At 72.4% G+C, this 13,009-nt stretch carries 11 protein-coding genes; 9 read left to right on the top strand and 2 right to left on the bottom strand.

The features are described from left to right. Window positions 1-5: 5 nt before the first annotated feature. From P1V51_04055 to P1V51_04085, 7 genes are all read left to right on the top strand, one after another. On the top strand, window positions 6-341 hold the full coding sequence (locus P1V51_04055; GenBank protein MDF1562190.1) for a hypothetical protein: 336 nt from the start codon (window positions 6-8) through the stop codon (window positions 339-341). Next, window positions 335-1,834: a radical SAM protein gene (locus P1V51_04060; protein MDF1562191.1), complete on the top strand. Its 1,500-nt coding sequence runs from the start codon at window positions 335-337 to the stop codon at window positions 1,832-1,834. Before P1V51_04055 ends, P1V51_04060 begins: the two co-directional genes overlap by 7 nt. After that, window positions 1,825-3,084 (top strand): hypothetical protein, encoded by a 1,260-nt coding sequence (locus P1V51_04065; GenBank protein ID MDF1562192.1) that lies wholly within the window; start codon window positions 1,825-1,827, stop codon window positions 3,082-3,084. The genes P1V51_04060 and P1V51_04065 overlap by 10 nt, the downstream gene beginning before the upstream one ends. After that, complete coding sequence (locus tag P1V51_04070; GenBank protein ID MDF1562193.1) at window positions 3,081-4,877, top strand: hypothetical protein; 1,797 nt, start codon at window positions 3,081-3,083, stop codon at window positions 4,875-4,877. Before P1V51_04065 ends, P1V51_04070 begins: the two co-directional genes overlap by 4 nt. After that, window positions 4,874-5,596: a methyltransferase domain-containing protein gene (locus tag P1V51_04075; GenBank protein ID MDF1562194.1), complete on the top strand. Its 723-nt coding sequence runs from the start codon at window positions 4,874-4,876 to the stop codon at window positions 5,594-5,596. The genes P1V51_04070 and P1V51_04075 overlap by 4 nt, the downstream gene beginning before the upstream one ends. Window positions 5,597-5,659: 63 nt before the next feature. Next, window positions 5,660-7,519 carry a chloride channel protein gene (locus tag P1V51_04080; protein MDF1562195.1) on the top strand — a complete coding sequence of 620 codons (1,860 nt, stop codon included), beginning with the start codon at window positions 5,660-5,662 and terminating at the stop codon, window positions 7,517-7,519. A gap of 22 nt (window positions 7,520-7,541) precedes the next feature. Then, the gene (locus tag P1V51_04085) at window positions 7,542-9,431 is read left to right on the top strand and encodes a chloride channel protein (protein ID MDF1562196.1); all 1,890 of its coding nucleotides are present in this window, start codon (window positions 7,542-7,544) and stop codon (window positions 9,429-9,431) included. Window positions 9,432-9,769: 338 nt separating this feature from the next. On the opposite strand, the gene P1V51_04090 is transcribed toward P1V51_04085, so the two are convergent. Continuing rightward, window positions 9,770-10,636: a hypothetical protein gene (locus tag P1V51_04090; GenBank protein MDF1562197.1), complete on the bottom strand. Its 867-nt coding sequence runs from the start codon at window positions 10,634-10,636 to the stop codon at window positions 9,770-9,772. Here P1V51_04090 and P1V51_04095 point away from each other — a divergent pair. Both P1V51_04095 and P1V51_04100 read left to right on the top strand, forming a co-directional pair. Then, a complete protein-coding gene (locus P1V51_04095) occupies window positions 10,593-11,183 on the top strand; it encodes a methyl-accepting chemotaxis protein (protein MDF1562198.1) in 591 nt (196 codons plus the stop codon). The genes P1V51_04090 and P1V51_04095 overlap by 44 nt on opposite strands. A gap of 31 nt (window positions 11,184-11,214) precedes the next feature. After that, the gene (locus P1V51_04100; protein ID MDF1562199.1) at window positions 11,215-12,534 is read left to right on the top strand and encodes a M1 family aminopeptidase; all 1,320 of its coding nucleotides are present in this window, start codon (window positions 11,215-11,217) and stop codon (window positions 12,532-12,534) included. Between the two features lie 6 nt (window positions 12,535-12,540). Here P1V51_04100 and P1V51_04105 read toward each other — a convergent pair whose 3' ends face one another. Beyond that, entirely contained in the window at window positions 12,541-12,972 is a 432-nt protein-coding gene (locus P1V51_04105; protein ID MDF1562200.1) for an FHA domain-containing protein, read from the bottom strand. Between the last annotated feature and the right edge of the window lie 37 nt (window positions 12,973-13,009).

Genomic DNA, 13,009 nt, shown 5'->3' on the forward strand with positions numbered 1-13,009 from the left:
TCTCGATGAAAGGTGTGGTGTACGGACTCGCGGGTTTGCTGGGGCTCCTGGGCCTCGTCTTCATCGCCGGCGCCCAGGGGCTGGTCGCCCGCTACGTCCTCGGCGCGGTCCTCCTGGTCGCCGGCCTCACCCTGGTCGCGGTGATGCGGCTGCGGCCGAGCCAGACGACGATCACCCAGAAGATCGACCTCTCGGGGGACGTCGCGGTCGAGCGCCTGGTCTGCCAGCAGTGTGCGGGGATGCTGGACGCCTCCTCGGTGCGGGTGGAGGCCGGCGCCATCTTCGTGGCCTGCCCCTACTGCAAGGCGGCCTATCAGATCGAGGAAGCCCCGAAGTGGTAGGCGCGGGCCTGGCCCTGGCGGGCCGCCGCCTGCGAGAGGACCTCGCCGGCTTCGGACGGGCGCTCGGGCTCGGCCGCGCCGCGCCCCCGCCCCGGCTCCGCGTCTACCGACGGGAGCGCCACGGCGGCCACACCACGCTCCACCTTCGGCGGCAGTCGGGGGGTGGGGCGCTCCTCTTCGTCGACGCGATGGAGGTGATCCACCTCTCGCCCACCGCCGCGCACCTCGCCTCCCTCGTCCTCGAGGAGGTGCCCGAGGCGGCGGCCCTCGCCGAGCTGCGCCGGAGCTGGCGGGGCGCGCCCGGGGCGCGGCTCCGGGACGATCTCCACGCCATGCGGGCGCGCCTCGAGCAGCTCTCCGATCCGCGGACGGCCTGCCGCACCTGCGATCTTCCCGCCGAGCGGCTGCCGGTCTTCGGCCAGCGGGGAGACGCCCCCTACAAGGCGGACCTGGCGCTCACCTACGCCTGCAACAACGGCTGCCCCCACTGCTACAACGACCCCGCGCACTTCGATCGGCCGCCGCTCTCCGCGGCCCGGTGGTGCGAGCTCGTGGATCGACTGGCCGAGGTGGGCGTGCCTCACCTGATCCTGACGGGCGGCGAGGCGACCCTGCACCCGGGGCTGGTGGAGATCGTCGCCCACGCCCACCACCGGGGGCTGCTGGTGGGGCTGAACACCAACGGCCGCCGCCTGGGGAGCGGCGCGGCCGGCCGCGCCCTGGCCCGGGAGCTGGCGGCCGCGGGGCTCGACCACGTGCAGGTCACCCTCGAGAGCCACCGGCCCGAGGTCCACGACGCGATGGTGGGCGCGCGGGCCTTCGAGCAGACCGTGGCCGGGGTGGAGGCGGCCCTGGCGGCCGGGCTCTCCGTGCTCACCAACACCACGCTCACCCGGGCGAACGCGCGAGAGCTCCCCGAGACCCTCGACTTCCTCGCCGGGCTGGGGCTCCAGGCCGTGGCCCTCAACGCGATCATCCACGCCGGGGGAGGCAGCGCGAACCCCGACGCCCTCCCGGCCGGGGCGCTCGCGCCGATCCTGGTCGAGGCCCGGGAGCGCAGCCGCGGCCTGGGCCTGCGCCTGCTCTGGTACACGGTGACCGACTACTGCGAGCTCTCCCCGGTGGAGCTCGAGCTCGGGCCGAAGCGCTGCAACGCCGGCGAGTACTCGGTCTGCCTCGAGCCCGACGGCGAGGTCCTGCCCTGCCAGAGCTACCCGGCCTCGGCGGGCAACCTGCTGCACACCGAGTGGGAGACGATCTGGGAGAGCGAGCTCTTCCGCTCCTTCCGCGAGCGTGAGCTCGACCCCGGGCGCCTGCCCGAGAAGTGCCGCGGCTGCCCCGACCTCTCCCTCTGCGGGGGGGGCTGCCGGCTGGAGCACGAGGCGCGGTCGCGGGGAGAGACGAGCGAGGCCTGCGCGGGCTGTGGTGGACGATCGAGCGGGGCGAGCGCGCTGGTGCAGCTCGCGGCGCCAGGAGGTGGACGATGGGGATGAAGTGGATGCAGCGGCTCCTCTGGCCGACGGTCTCGGGCGGGACCCCCGAGCCGGGGCTCTACCACTACCGGGAGGAGCGGGACGGGCGGGTCCGCCGCTACCACCTGCGGATCGACGCCGACGGCGCGGGCGTCCTCACCGTCGATGCCCGGGGTCTCTGCCGCCTCTCGCCGGTCGGCGTGATGATGGCGCAGGGGCTCCTCGGCGGTGAGGCCCCCGCGAGCCTGGGGGCCCGCGTCGCGCGCGCCTTCCGGGGGAGGAGCGTCGATGCCATCCACGACGATCTGCGCGACCTCCAGGCCACGCTGAAGCGGCTCTCCCTGGGCCGGGCCGGCGCCGTGCGCGATCTCGACGGGATCGGCGCGAGCCCCTTCGCCCGCTCCCTCTCCGCGCCCCTCTGCGCCGACGTCGAGGTCGGCACGCTCCAGGCGGGCCGGGCGGTGGTCGATCGCCTGCGGGCGATCGGCGTCCCCCAGGTGGTCTGGGTGCTCGGCGACGAGCCCGCCCCCGAGCACCTGCCCGAGCTGGTGGAGCGGGCGGAGGATCAGGGGCTGATCTGCGGCCTGCGGACCCGGGCGAGCGCGCTGCCCCTGGCCCTCCTCGAGCGGGCGATCGAGGCCGGCCTCGACCACCTCGATCTGCTCTTCCTGCCCGAGGCCGAGCTGCACGCGGCCTGGCTGGGGGAGGGGGACCGGGAGGCCGCCGGGCGGAACCTGGCCCTCGCCCGCGAGGCCGAGATCGGCGCGCCGGCCGTGGTCGCGCTGCGCCCCGGCGAGGACGAGCCGGCCGCGGCCATCGAGGCTCTCCGGAGCTTCGGCTTCCGCCAGGCGGCCTTCCACGCCCTCCTCGACCCCGAAGGGGAGGCCGGGCGCGCGCTGCCCCAGCTGGCGGTCGACCTCGAGGAGGCCCTCACCGCCGCGGGCTTCCCCGGCCAGTGGGGCCCCCCCCACGCGGTCCCCGCCGCGGCCCACCCGAAGGCGGCCCGCCGGGGCCCCCGGACCGTGGGGGAGGTGACGGTGCGGGTCCTCGCGGGGGGTGAGATCCTGCCACCCACCGGGGCGCCGAACCCCGTGGGCAACCTGCTCGGGGAGAGCTGGGCGCGGCTCTGGCAGGCCCCGGCCTTCACCCCCTGGCGAGAGGCCAGCGAGGCCCCCGAGCGCTGCCCCACCTGCCCCGGCCTGGAGATCTGCGAGGGCGGCTGCCCCGCGGAAGCCGGGAGCTGGGCCAGCAGCGGGGAGGTGAGGTCATGAGGCGCCTCCTCCTCCTGCTGGTGCTCCTCTCCCTGGCGCGGCCGACGGCGGCCGAGGCCCTCTACGCCTTCGAGGTGAACTCGGTCGAGTTCCAGGCGACGGTCCTGCCCGACGGCGACGTGCGCCTGCGCTACGACATCGTGTTCACCAACCTGCCTCATGCGGAGGCCATCGACGTCGTGGACGTGGGGATGCCCAAGCCGGGCTACTCCATCGGCTCGATGATCGGGTGGCTCGACAGCAACGCCCTTCACGACATCCGGCCCTCGACCTATGTCGATCCCGGCGTGGAGGTGCACCTCGGATACTGGGCGATCCCGCCGGGCGCCACCCGCACCTTCTCCTTCGAGGCCTCGGTCACCGACCTGGTCTTCTCGGACACCACCGACGACGAGCTGGCCTCCTTCCAGATCACGCCGACCTGGTTCGGTGATCAGTTCGTCACCGGGACCACCGATCTGAAGATCGCCGTCCACCTCCCCGAGGGGGTCGACCCCGAGCGGGTGCTCCACCAGGGGGTGCCCTTCCAGGCCCGGGCGCTCTTCCAGGACCACGCCGTCGCGACCTGGCACTTCCCGGCCACCCGCTTCACCGGCCCCCACAAGGTCGGCCTCTCCTTCCCCCGGGACGTCATGGAGCCGGGCGCCGTCATCGAGATGACCCTCTGGGATCTCTTCTGGCTCTGGTGGGTGGGCAACGAGACGGTGCGCGGGGTGATCGGCGTGGTCCTCGCCATCCTCCTCCTCGTCTTCTTCCTGCGCTTCACCGGCATGACCGGCTGGACGGTGATCGTCATCGCCCTGGGCCTCGGGACCCTCTTCTACGTGACCCGTCCGGGCTTCGCCCTGGCGATGGTCTTCGTCGTGCCGCTGCTCTGCTTCCTGATGGAGCGGGCGCTGCGCAAGAAGCGGCGCGACTACCTGCCCCCGATCGTCAGCGTGGAGGGAGGGGGCATCAAGCGGGGCCTCACCGCCCCGGAGGCCGCCGCGCTCCTCGAGGTGCCGCCGGGCAAGGTGCTCACCCTGGTGGTCTTCGGTCTGCTCAAGAAGAAGATCATCAGTCAGCTCCGGGCGGATCCCCTCAAGGTCGAGGTCGAGGGGCCCTACAAGCGCGACCCGAAGAAGCGCCGGGCCGCGGCCGCCAAGGCCGGGGTCGTCCTCCACACCTACGAGCACGCCTTCCTCGACGCCATGCAGGAGGGGGACGGACAGGACCTCAAGGAGATCTCCTTCGGGCCGGCGATGAAGGAGCTCTTCCAGCACGTGGCCGACCGGGTCTCCGGCTTCGACGTGAAGGAGACGAAGGCCTACTACCAGTACATCGTGAGCAAGGCATGGGCCCAGGCTCAGGGTCTGGGCGAGATCGAACAGCGCACCGCCGCGGTGGACCGTGACCTCGAGTGGCTGCTCCTCGATCCCGACTACGACGGTCACTTCGGGCACTGGCACCACCACGGCTACCACTACCGCCCGGTCTGGGCCCGCAGCGGGGGCCTCGGGGATCTGGCCGGGGCCGCGGCCTCCGGGGGCGGCGATCACGTCCCCAGCGTCTCGGACATCACCGGCTCCTTCTCGGGCTGGGCCGAGGGGCTGGCGAGCGACGTGGCCTCCGCCGTCCTCCCCGGCGAGAGCGGGGGAGGGGGCTTCGTCGACCTCTCCGGGATCGACCGCACCACGGGCGACATCTTCGAGGCCCTGGCCGAGTCGGGCGGCAGCGGCGGAGGCGGAGGGGGTGGCGGCTGCGCCTGCGCGGGCTGCGCCTGCGCCTGCGCCTGCGCCGGAGGGGGGCGTTGAGCGAGGCCGGCGGCGACCACCCCTCGCGGCCGGAGGCCGAGCTGCAGGCCCACCTGGCCGACGCCCTCTATGGCCTGCGCAGCCGGGCCCTGCGGCGGCTCTCGCTGCCCACCCTGGGGCCGGTCCTCGATCTGGGCTGCGGCCGGGGGCGGGTCAGCGCCGAGCTGCGGCGCCGCTGCCGGGGGCCGGTCGTCGCCCTCGATCTCGACGCCGGGATGGCGCGGGAGGCCGGGGCGCCCTCGGTGGTGGGGCGGGCCGAGGCGCTGCCCTTCACCGACGGCCGCTTCGCCCTGGTCTTCGCGCAGCTCGCCTTCCTCTGGTTCGAGGATCTCGAGGCGGCGCTCGACGAGGTGAGGCGGGTGCTGCGCCCCGGCGGGGTGCTCGTCGCCCTGGAGCCGGACTACCCCGGCCTGATCGAGAGCCCCCCCGAGCTGGGCCTGCGGGAGCTCTGGGTGGCGGCCCTGGAGCGCGCCGGCGGCCGACCGGCGGCCGGGCGGGAGCTGCACGCCGCCCTGGCGCGGCGCGGGGCCCGGATCGAGGTCGATCTCCTGGGCGGACCGGGGCAGGATCTCGAGGCCGGCCTGCGCCTCCTCGAGGGGCTCCGCCTGCGGGGCGAGGAGGAGGACCGCCTGCGGGCGGCGCGCGCCCACCCCCTGGTGGCGGCCGGGCGGGCGATGGTGCACCTGCCCTTCCTCGCCCTGAGCGCCCACCTCGACTGAAGCGGCGGGCGCCTCTTCGGGGTCGCCGTTGCGCGGGTGAGCCCCTCGTGGCAAGAGGGGCCGATGGCCCAGGGCGAGCGCAGACGATTCCGGATCCCCGTCGACATGGGGGACATCGTCGAGCGCTTCAACCTGGCCCGGACCTGGCATTGGTTCGGCATGGCGGGCCTCGTCGGCGTCGCCGGCGGGCTGGCGGCGCTGCTCTTCCACTGGCTGGCCGAGAAGGGGACGCTCCTCTTCTGGGGCTTCCTCATCGGCTGGGCGCCCACCGGACCCGGTGGCGAGCCCTTGCCCTTCAGCACCCCCGGCGCCGAGCCGAGGGAGCTGATGCTGGTGGTGGTGCCGGCGGTGGGCGCGCTGCTCTCGGCGCTGCTGGTCTATCGCCTCGCTCCGGAGGCGGCCGGCTCGGGGACCAACCAGGCGATCATCGCCTACCACCAGCACCGCGGGCAGATGCGGCGACGGGTCTCCTGGGTGAAGATGCTCGCCTCGGTGCTGACCGTCGCCTCCGGCGGCTCCGCCGGCCGCGAGGGTCCCATCGCTCAGATCGGCGGCAGCCTCGGCAGCCTGGTCGGGCGGGTCTTCTCGCTCTCCGAGCGGGACCGCCGGATCCTCGTGATGGCCGGCGTGGCGGCCGGCATCGGCGCCATCTTCCGCGCCCCCCTGGCCGGCGCGCTCTTCGCCGCCGAGGTCCTCTACAGCGAGCCCGACATCGAGTCCGAGGTGGTCATCCCCGCGCTGATCTCCTCGATCGTCTCCTACTCGATCTACTGCTCGGTCCACGGCTTCGGCCACCTCTTCACCGGCACCCAGGACTTCGCCTTCGAGGAGCCGCTGGCGCTGATGCCCTACCTGGTCCTCGGCTTCGTCGTGGCCTTCGGCGCCGTCGCCTTCGTGGTGGTCTTCGAGACGACGACCCGGATCTTCACCCGCCTCTCGATCCCCCTCTTCCTCAAGCCCGTCATCGGCGCGGCCCTCACCGGTGCTCTGGGCCTCCTGCTCTGGAAGGTGACCGGGGACCTCGACGCCCTCGGCGTGATGGGCTCGGGCTACGGCCTGCTGCAGCGGGCGATGAGCAGCTCGGGGGTCATCGGTCCCTCGATGGCGGTGCTGGCGCTGGTGGCGGTGGGTAAGATCGTCACCACCTCGATGACCGTGGGCTCGGGCGGCTCGGGCGGCGTCTTCGGTCCCTCGGTGGTCATCGGCGGCGCCCTCGGAGCGCTGGTCGGGACCTTCTTCCACGCCGTGTGGCCGGACGTGGTGCCCGAGATCGGTCCCTTCGCGATCGTGGGCATGGTGGGCTTCTTCGCCGGGGCCGCCAACACCCCGATCTCCACCCTGCTGATGGTGGGGGATCTGACCGGGAACTACTCCCTGCTGATCCCCTCGATGCTGGTCGTCTCGATCGCGCTCTTCATCGGCCACCGCTGGACCATCTACCCCGATCAGGTGCGCACCCGGGCGGACTCTCCCGCCCACCGGGGCGAGTTCATGATGGACGTGCTCGCCGATCTGAAGGTGAGCGAGGTCTACGATCCCGGGCGCGAGGTCCACACGGTCCACCCCGAGACGCGGCTGAAGCCGATCATGGACCTCGTGGTGGGCACCCACCAGCAGTACTTCCCGGTGGTGATGAACGAGGACCGGCTGGTGGGCATCTTCTCCCTGAACGACCTGCGGGAGGTCCTCTACGAGGAGGGGCTGGCCGAGCTCGTGGTGGCGCAGGACATCGCCACCAACCAGGTGCTGACGGTCTGCCCGGACGACTCGCTGAGTCGCGCGCTCCAGCTCCTGACGGTGAAGAACATCGACGAGCTCCCGGTCATCGCGGACGAGGAGAGCTCGAAGCTGCTCGGGGTGCTCTCGCGCCGCGACATCATCGCGGCCTACCACCGGCGCCTGGCCGAGATGGAGAAGCGCTAGGGGCGCGAGGAGCACCACGGTCGTGAAGCAGGAGCCAGAAGTACGCGGATCCGGGGAGCTCCGGGGGAGGGCCGGGCTCGGCCGCTTCCACGTCCCCCGGGACCTCGGCGGCTTCATGGAGCGCTTCAACCTCCTCCGGATCTGGCACTGGTTCGGGCTCGCCGGCCTGATCGGCGTCGTCGCCGGGCTGGGCGCGCTCCTCTTCCAGTGGATCACCGAGTACGGCCTGCTCCTCTTCTGGGGGCTGATCGTCGGCTACGTCCCGGCGGGACCCGGGGGCGAGCACCTCCCGCTCACCACGCCGGGCGCCGAGCCGAGGGCGTGGGCGCTGGTCGTGGTGCCGGCCCTCGGGGCGCTCTGCTCGGCCTTCTTCGTCTACCGCTACGCGCCGGAGGCCGAGGGGCACGGGACCGACCGGGCCATCCACGCCTACCACCAGCAGCGGGGCCGCGTCCGGGCCGTGACCCCCTGGGTGAAGCTGATCGCCTCGGCCTTCACCCTCGCCTCCGGCGGGAGCGCCGGGCGCGAGGGGCCGATCGCGCAGATCGGCAGCGGCTTCGGCTCCTGGCTGGGCACGACCCTCGGGCTCTCGGATCGCGATCGCCGCATCCTGCTGATGGCGGGCATGGCCGCGGGGGTCGGGGCCATCTTCCGGGCGCCCCTCGCCGGTGCGCTCTTCGCCACCGAGGTGCTCTATAGCGAGCCGGACATCGAGTTCGAGGTCGTGATTCCCGCGCTCATCTCCTCGATCGTCTCCTACAGCATCTTCTGCTCCGTCCACGGCTTCGGGCACCTCTTCTCCGGCACCCAGGGCTTCGCCTTCTCCGAGCCTGCGGCGCTCCTGCCCTACGGCGTGCTCGGCATCGTGGTCGCGCTCGGCTCCATCGCCTACGTGATCTTCTTCGACGGCACGACCCGGGTCTTCTCCCGCCTCTCCCTGCCCCGGATGAGCCGGCCGGTGCTGGGCGCCGCGCTCGCCGGCGCGCTCGGCCTGATCCTCTGGAAGAGCACGGGGCAGCTGGAGAGCCTCGCGGTCCTCGGCTCGGGCTACGGGCTCCTCCAGCAGGCGGTGGCGGCCGAGGGCGTGCTCGGGGTCTCGCTCGGCCTGGTGCTGCTGGTGGCGCTGGGGAAGATCGTGACGACATCCCTGACCATCGGCTCCGGGGGCTCCGGGGGCGTCTTCGGTCCCTCGATGGTGATCGGGGGCCTGCTCGGCGCCGTGGTGGGCGGGCTCTTCCACCAGTGGTGGCCGGAGGTGGTCCCCGAGATCGGCCCCTTCACCATCGTCGGCATGGCGGGCTTCTTCGCCGGGGTCGCCAACACACCCATCTCGACCCTCCTCATGGTCGGCGACATGACGGGGAACTACTCCCTGCTGATCCCCTCCATGCTGGTGGTCTCCATCGCGCTCTTCCTCGGGCACCGCTGGACGATCTACCCGGAGCAGGTGCGCACCCGGGCGGACTCCCCCGCGCACCGGGGTGAGTTCTTGATGGACGTGCTCGGGGATCTACAGGTGGGGCAGGTCTACGATCCGGAGCGGGAGCTGCACACCTTGCGGTCCGACACCCCCCTGCAGGCCATCATGGATCTGGTGGTGGGCACCCACCAGCAGTTCTTCCCGGTAGTGCGGGGCGAGAAGGAGCTGGTCGGCATCGTCTCCCTCGAGGACCTCCGGGAGGTCTTCTACGAGGAGGGCCTCGCCGGGCTGGTGGTCGCCCAGGACATCGCCACCCCCTGTGCGCTGACGGTCACTCCGGACGACACCCTCGGACGGGCCCTGCAGATCCTGACCGTGCAGGACGTCGAGGAGCTGCCGGTCGTCGCCGACGTGGACTCCCGGAAGCTCCTGGGCCTCATCACCCGGCGAGACATCATCGCGGCCTACCACCGGCGGCTCGCCAGGCTCTGAGCCGCATCCTGCTCCCGGGACGAGAGGTCCCGGATCCGGGATGGCCCCCGGCCGGCCAGGAGCCGGGGAGATGAAGAATTAGAGCTCTCCTGGGCCCGGGGCGCCGATTGGTTGTCTGGCACCCTCCTTGCTCCATACTCCCCGGGGTCACTCCGGGAGGATCAGGCATGAAGTGGCGGCTGCGCAGGAAGATCAACCTCGCCTTCGGGATCATCGTGCTGGTGCTGGTGGTGATGATCGGGATGGTCCTGGACGTCCTCGCCCAGGCCCGGGAGAACTCCGCGGTGCGGGACGCGGCCCTGGCGGTCGCCGACGAGGCCACCCGGGCGCGGGAGCTCTTAGTCCAGATCCCTCGCGACGCCCGGGCCTTCTTCGACGCCGACGCCGCGGGTGACGCGGGGAGCGGGGCGCTCCGCCAGCGGGTCGTGGAGGGCCTGGAGGCCTTCACCTGGGCGATGCCGGCGCTGGAGGCCGCCATCGACGAGGTGCAGGACCCCGTGGTCCGGGACGGGCTGCGGGCGAGCGCCGATCAGGCCAAGGCGGAGGCGGCCCGCTATGCTGGCGCCTTCGAGCGCGCGGCCGAGGACGGGGAGGGGCGGTTGGAGCACCTGGAGAGGCTCGCCCGGAGCCTGGAGGCCACCGAGGAGGCGATCGTCATCGTGCGGGAGAGCGCCCGCGCGCAGATCCAGGAGATCAAGACCGCCGAGGTCGCGCTCCGAAAGAGCATCCAGATCCGGATGTCGATCACCTTCGCCCTCCTCATCGGCTTCGCGGTCGTCGTCGCCCGGCGCTTCTCGTCGGTCCTGCTGGGCGCCGTGGACCAGCTGATCGAAGGCACGCGGCGCGTGAAGGAGGGAGATCTCTCCAGGCCGGTGGAGGTGAACACCACCGACGAGCTGGCCGACCTCGCCGCCGCCTTCAACGAGATGACCGGCTCCCTCCGGGACATCTCCGTCCAGGTCAACGAGGCCGCCTCCGCGCTGGGGAGCACCGTCGCCGAGATGAGCGAGAGCGTCGCGGCGCAGGCCAGCTCCCTGGAGCAGCAGGCCGCCTCGGTCTCCGAGACGGTCGCGACGGTCGAGGAGATCACCCGCACCGCCACCCAGCTCGCTCGAGGTCTCCGACCACGGGCAGGAGGCGGTGCGGCGCGGGGTCGAGGGGATGTTCAGCGTCCGCGCCCAGGTCGAGGAGATCGCCACCACCATCCTCGACCTCTCGGAGAAGACCCAGCAGATCTCCTCCATCATCGCCACCGTGGACGACTTCGCCGAGCAGTCGAGCCTCCTCGCGCTGAACGCCAGCATCGAGGCGGCGCGGGCCGGCGAGGAGGGCAAGGCCTTCTCGGTGGTCGCCGGCGAGGTGAAGAACCTGGCCGAACAGTCCCGGCAGGCCACCGAGCGGGTGCGGGCCATCCTCTCGGAGATCCAGCAGGCCACCCACACGGCGGTGATGGTGACCGAGGAAGGCAGCAAGCGGGTCGAGACCGGCGTCGAGCTCATCCAGGCCGCGGGCGAGATCGTGAAGGATCTCGCCCGCACCATCCAGGCCTCGGCCGACTCGGCGCGGCAGATCTCCGCGGCCGCGCGGCAGCAGGCGGGCGGGGTCTCGCAGATCAACGCGGCGATGGACATCATCGACGAGTACGCCCGGCAGAGCCTCTACTCGGTCCGCCACACCGAGACCGCCTCTCGCATGGTCTCGACGATCACGGGACAGCTGCGGGCGGCCACCGAGCGCTACCGCCTCGATTAGCGATTGGCTGTCATCGGGTAGACTCGAGGGGATGCGTCGCCCGCTCCTCCTCGCGCTCTCCCTCGTCCTGCTCCTCTCCGCCTGCTCGGCGCCCTCCGCGGCCCCCGACGGCGGAGCGGACGGCGGCGCCGACGGCGGCCCGAGCGGTCCCCCTCCGAGCAACTGGGAGCGGAGCCTGCTCTCGGCGGATCTCTCCTTCGATCTGGCGGCGCACTCGGCCACGGCCGCGCTCACCTTCGCGCCCCACGACACGCCCTCCGCCTCCCTGCGGGTGGGGGATCTCGTCCTCGAGCGGGTGCTCGCCGGCGGCGTGGAGGCGGTCCACGAGCGGCGGGGGGACGAGCTGGCCCTGCGCATCGCCGACGAGGGCGAGCCGGTGGTGGTCGAGATCGACTACCGCTTCACCGAGCACACCGACCTCGACGGGCTGCTGCCCACCGGCGTCACCCTGACCTGGCCCACGCACTGCGGCAACCTCTTCCCCTGCCGGCCCGATCCCTCCGAGGGCGCGACCTACACCCTGGACGTCCAGGGTCTGCCAGCGGGGGAGGTCGCCATCCACCCGGCCCGGATCGACCTGCCCGCGCCGGCCTACATGGTGGCCTTCGCCGTCGGCGACTACACCTACCGCTCCCTCGGTACGAGCGCGGCCGGGACCGAGGTGGGCCTCCACTTCCTCCCGGGGGGCGAGGCCACCGCCACCCGCGGCACGGCGAACCTGCTGGCCTACGTCGACACCTACGAGGCGCTCCTGGGGCGCTACCCCTTCGGTGACCGTCTCGCCGCGGTGGAGGTGAGCTGGACCGTGCCCGCCGCCGGCGGGATCGAGCACCACCCCTTCTTCCACGTGAGCACCCAGGGGATGGGCTCCAACGAGGTGCACGCCCACGAGGCGGCCCACGGCTGGTTCGGAGACGGCGTCCGCATCGCCTGCTGGGAGGACCTGGTGCTCTCCGAGGGCACCACCCAGTACCTCGCCTGGCGGGCCATCGAGGCCGTCGATGGCCCGGGGACCGCGGACTCGCTGCGGGCGATCATGGAGCGGCGCCTCGCCAGCGCGGTGAACACCGCGGACACCGAGGCCTACCCCGACACCTGCGGCGTCATCGACCTCCTCGACCACCCCCTCTGGTCGCGGATCCCCTACGAGAAGGGGGCCTTCTTCTTCGACGAGGTCGACGATCGCATCGGCCGGCCGGCGCTGGACGCGGCGCTCGCGCGCTTCGTCTCCGAGAACCTGGGGCGCGCCGCCCACATGTCGGATCTCATCGCCACCATCGAGGCGGAGGCCGGCCAGCCGATCGACGACCTGGTCGACCGCTGGCTGCGCTCGCTCGGGGTGCCGCCCTAGAAGATCCTACTGGGGCAGCTTGAAGAGGAGCTGGGTCTCACCGATGGAGAAGACGTCCCCGTCGGAGAGGGTGTGCTGGGAGATGCGCTCGCCGGCCACGTAGGTGCCGTTGGTGGAGTCCATGTCGTAGAGCACGAAGCTACCGCCCTGGTGGGCGATGGCAGCGTGGTGGCGGGAGGCCTTGCCGTCCCGCACGACGATGTCGGCCACGTTGGGGACCCGGCCGAGCATCATCAGCGGCTTGGTGATGACGAAGACCTCCTCGTTCTCGTCCGGGTTGTCGTCGATGATCTCGACCCAGGGGCGCGCGCCGGTGGGGAGCGGATCGACCCTCCCCGGACCTCCCCCCATCTCGGGGGCGCCGTCGATCTTCGAGATGTCGATCATCCGGGTGGAGTCGGCCATGCCGCCCAGATCGTCGTCCCAGTCGTTTCCCATGCCGGCAGGCTAGCAAAAAAGCGGCGCCGCGGATCGC

Source organism: Deltaproteobacteria bacterium, assembly GCA_029210625.1.
In the GTDB taxonomy this organism is placed as follows: Bacteria; Myxococcota; Myxococcia; order SLRQ01; family SLRQ01; genus JARGFU01.

Coding starts and splice junctions, on each gene's coding strand:
- P1V51_04065 (MDF1562192.1), top strand. CDS start 1,825: ATGGGGATGAAGTGGATGCAGCGGCTCCTCTGGCCGACGGTCTCGGGC.
- P1V51_04080 (MDF1562195.1), top strand. CDS start 5,660: ATGGCCCAGGGCGAGCGCAGACGATTCCGGATCCCCGTCGACATGGGG.
- P1V51_04055 (MDF1562190.1), top strand. CDS start 6: ATGAAAGGTGTGGTGTACGGACTCGCGGGTTTGCTGGGGCTCCTGGGC.
- P1V51_04100 (MDF1562199.1), top strand. CDS start 11,215: ATGCGTCGCCCGCTCCTCCTCGCGCTCTCCCTCGTCCTGCTCCTCTCC.
- P1V51_04105 (MDF1562200.1), bottom strand. CDS start 12,972: ATGGGAAACGACTGGGACGACGATCTGGGCGGCATGGCCGACTCCACC.
- P1V51_04070 (MDF1562193.1), top strand. CDS start 3,081: ATGAGGCGCCTCCTCCTCCTGCTGGTGCTCCTCTCCCTGGCGCGGCCG.
- P1V51_04095 (MDF1562198.1), top strand. CDS start 10,593: ATGTTCAGCGTCCGCGCCCAGGTCGAGGAGATCGCCACCACCATCCTC.
- P1V51_04090 (MDF1562197.1), bottom strand. CDS start 10,636: ATGGTGGTGGCGATCTCCTCGACCTGGGCGCGGACGCTGAACATCCCC.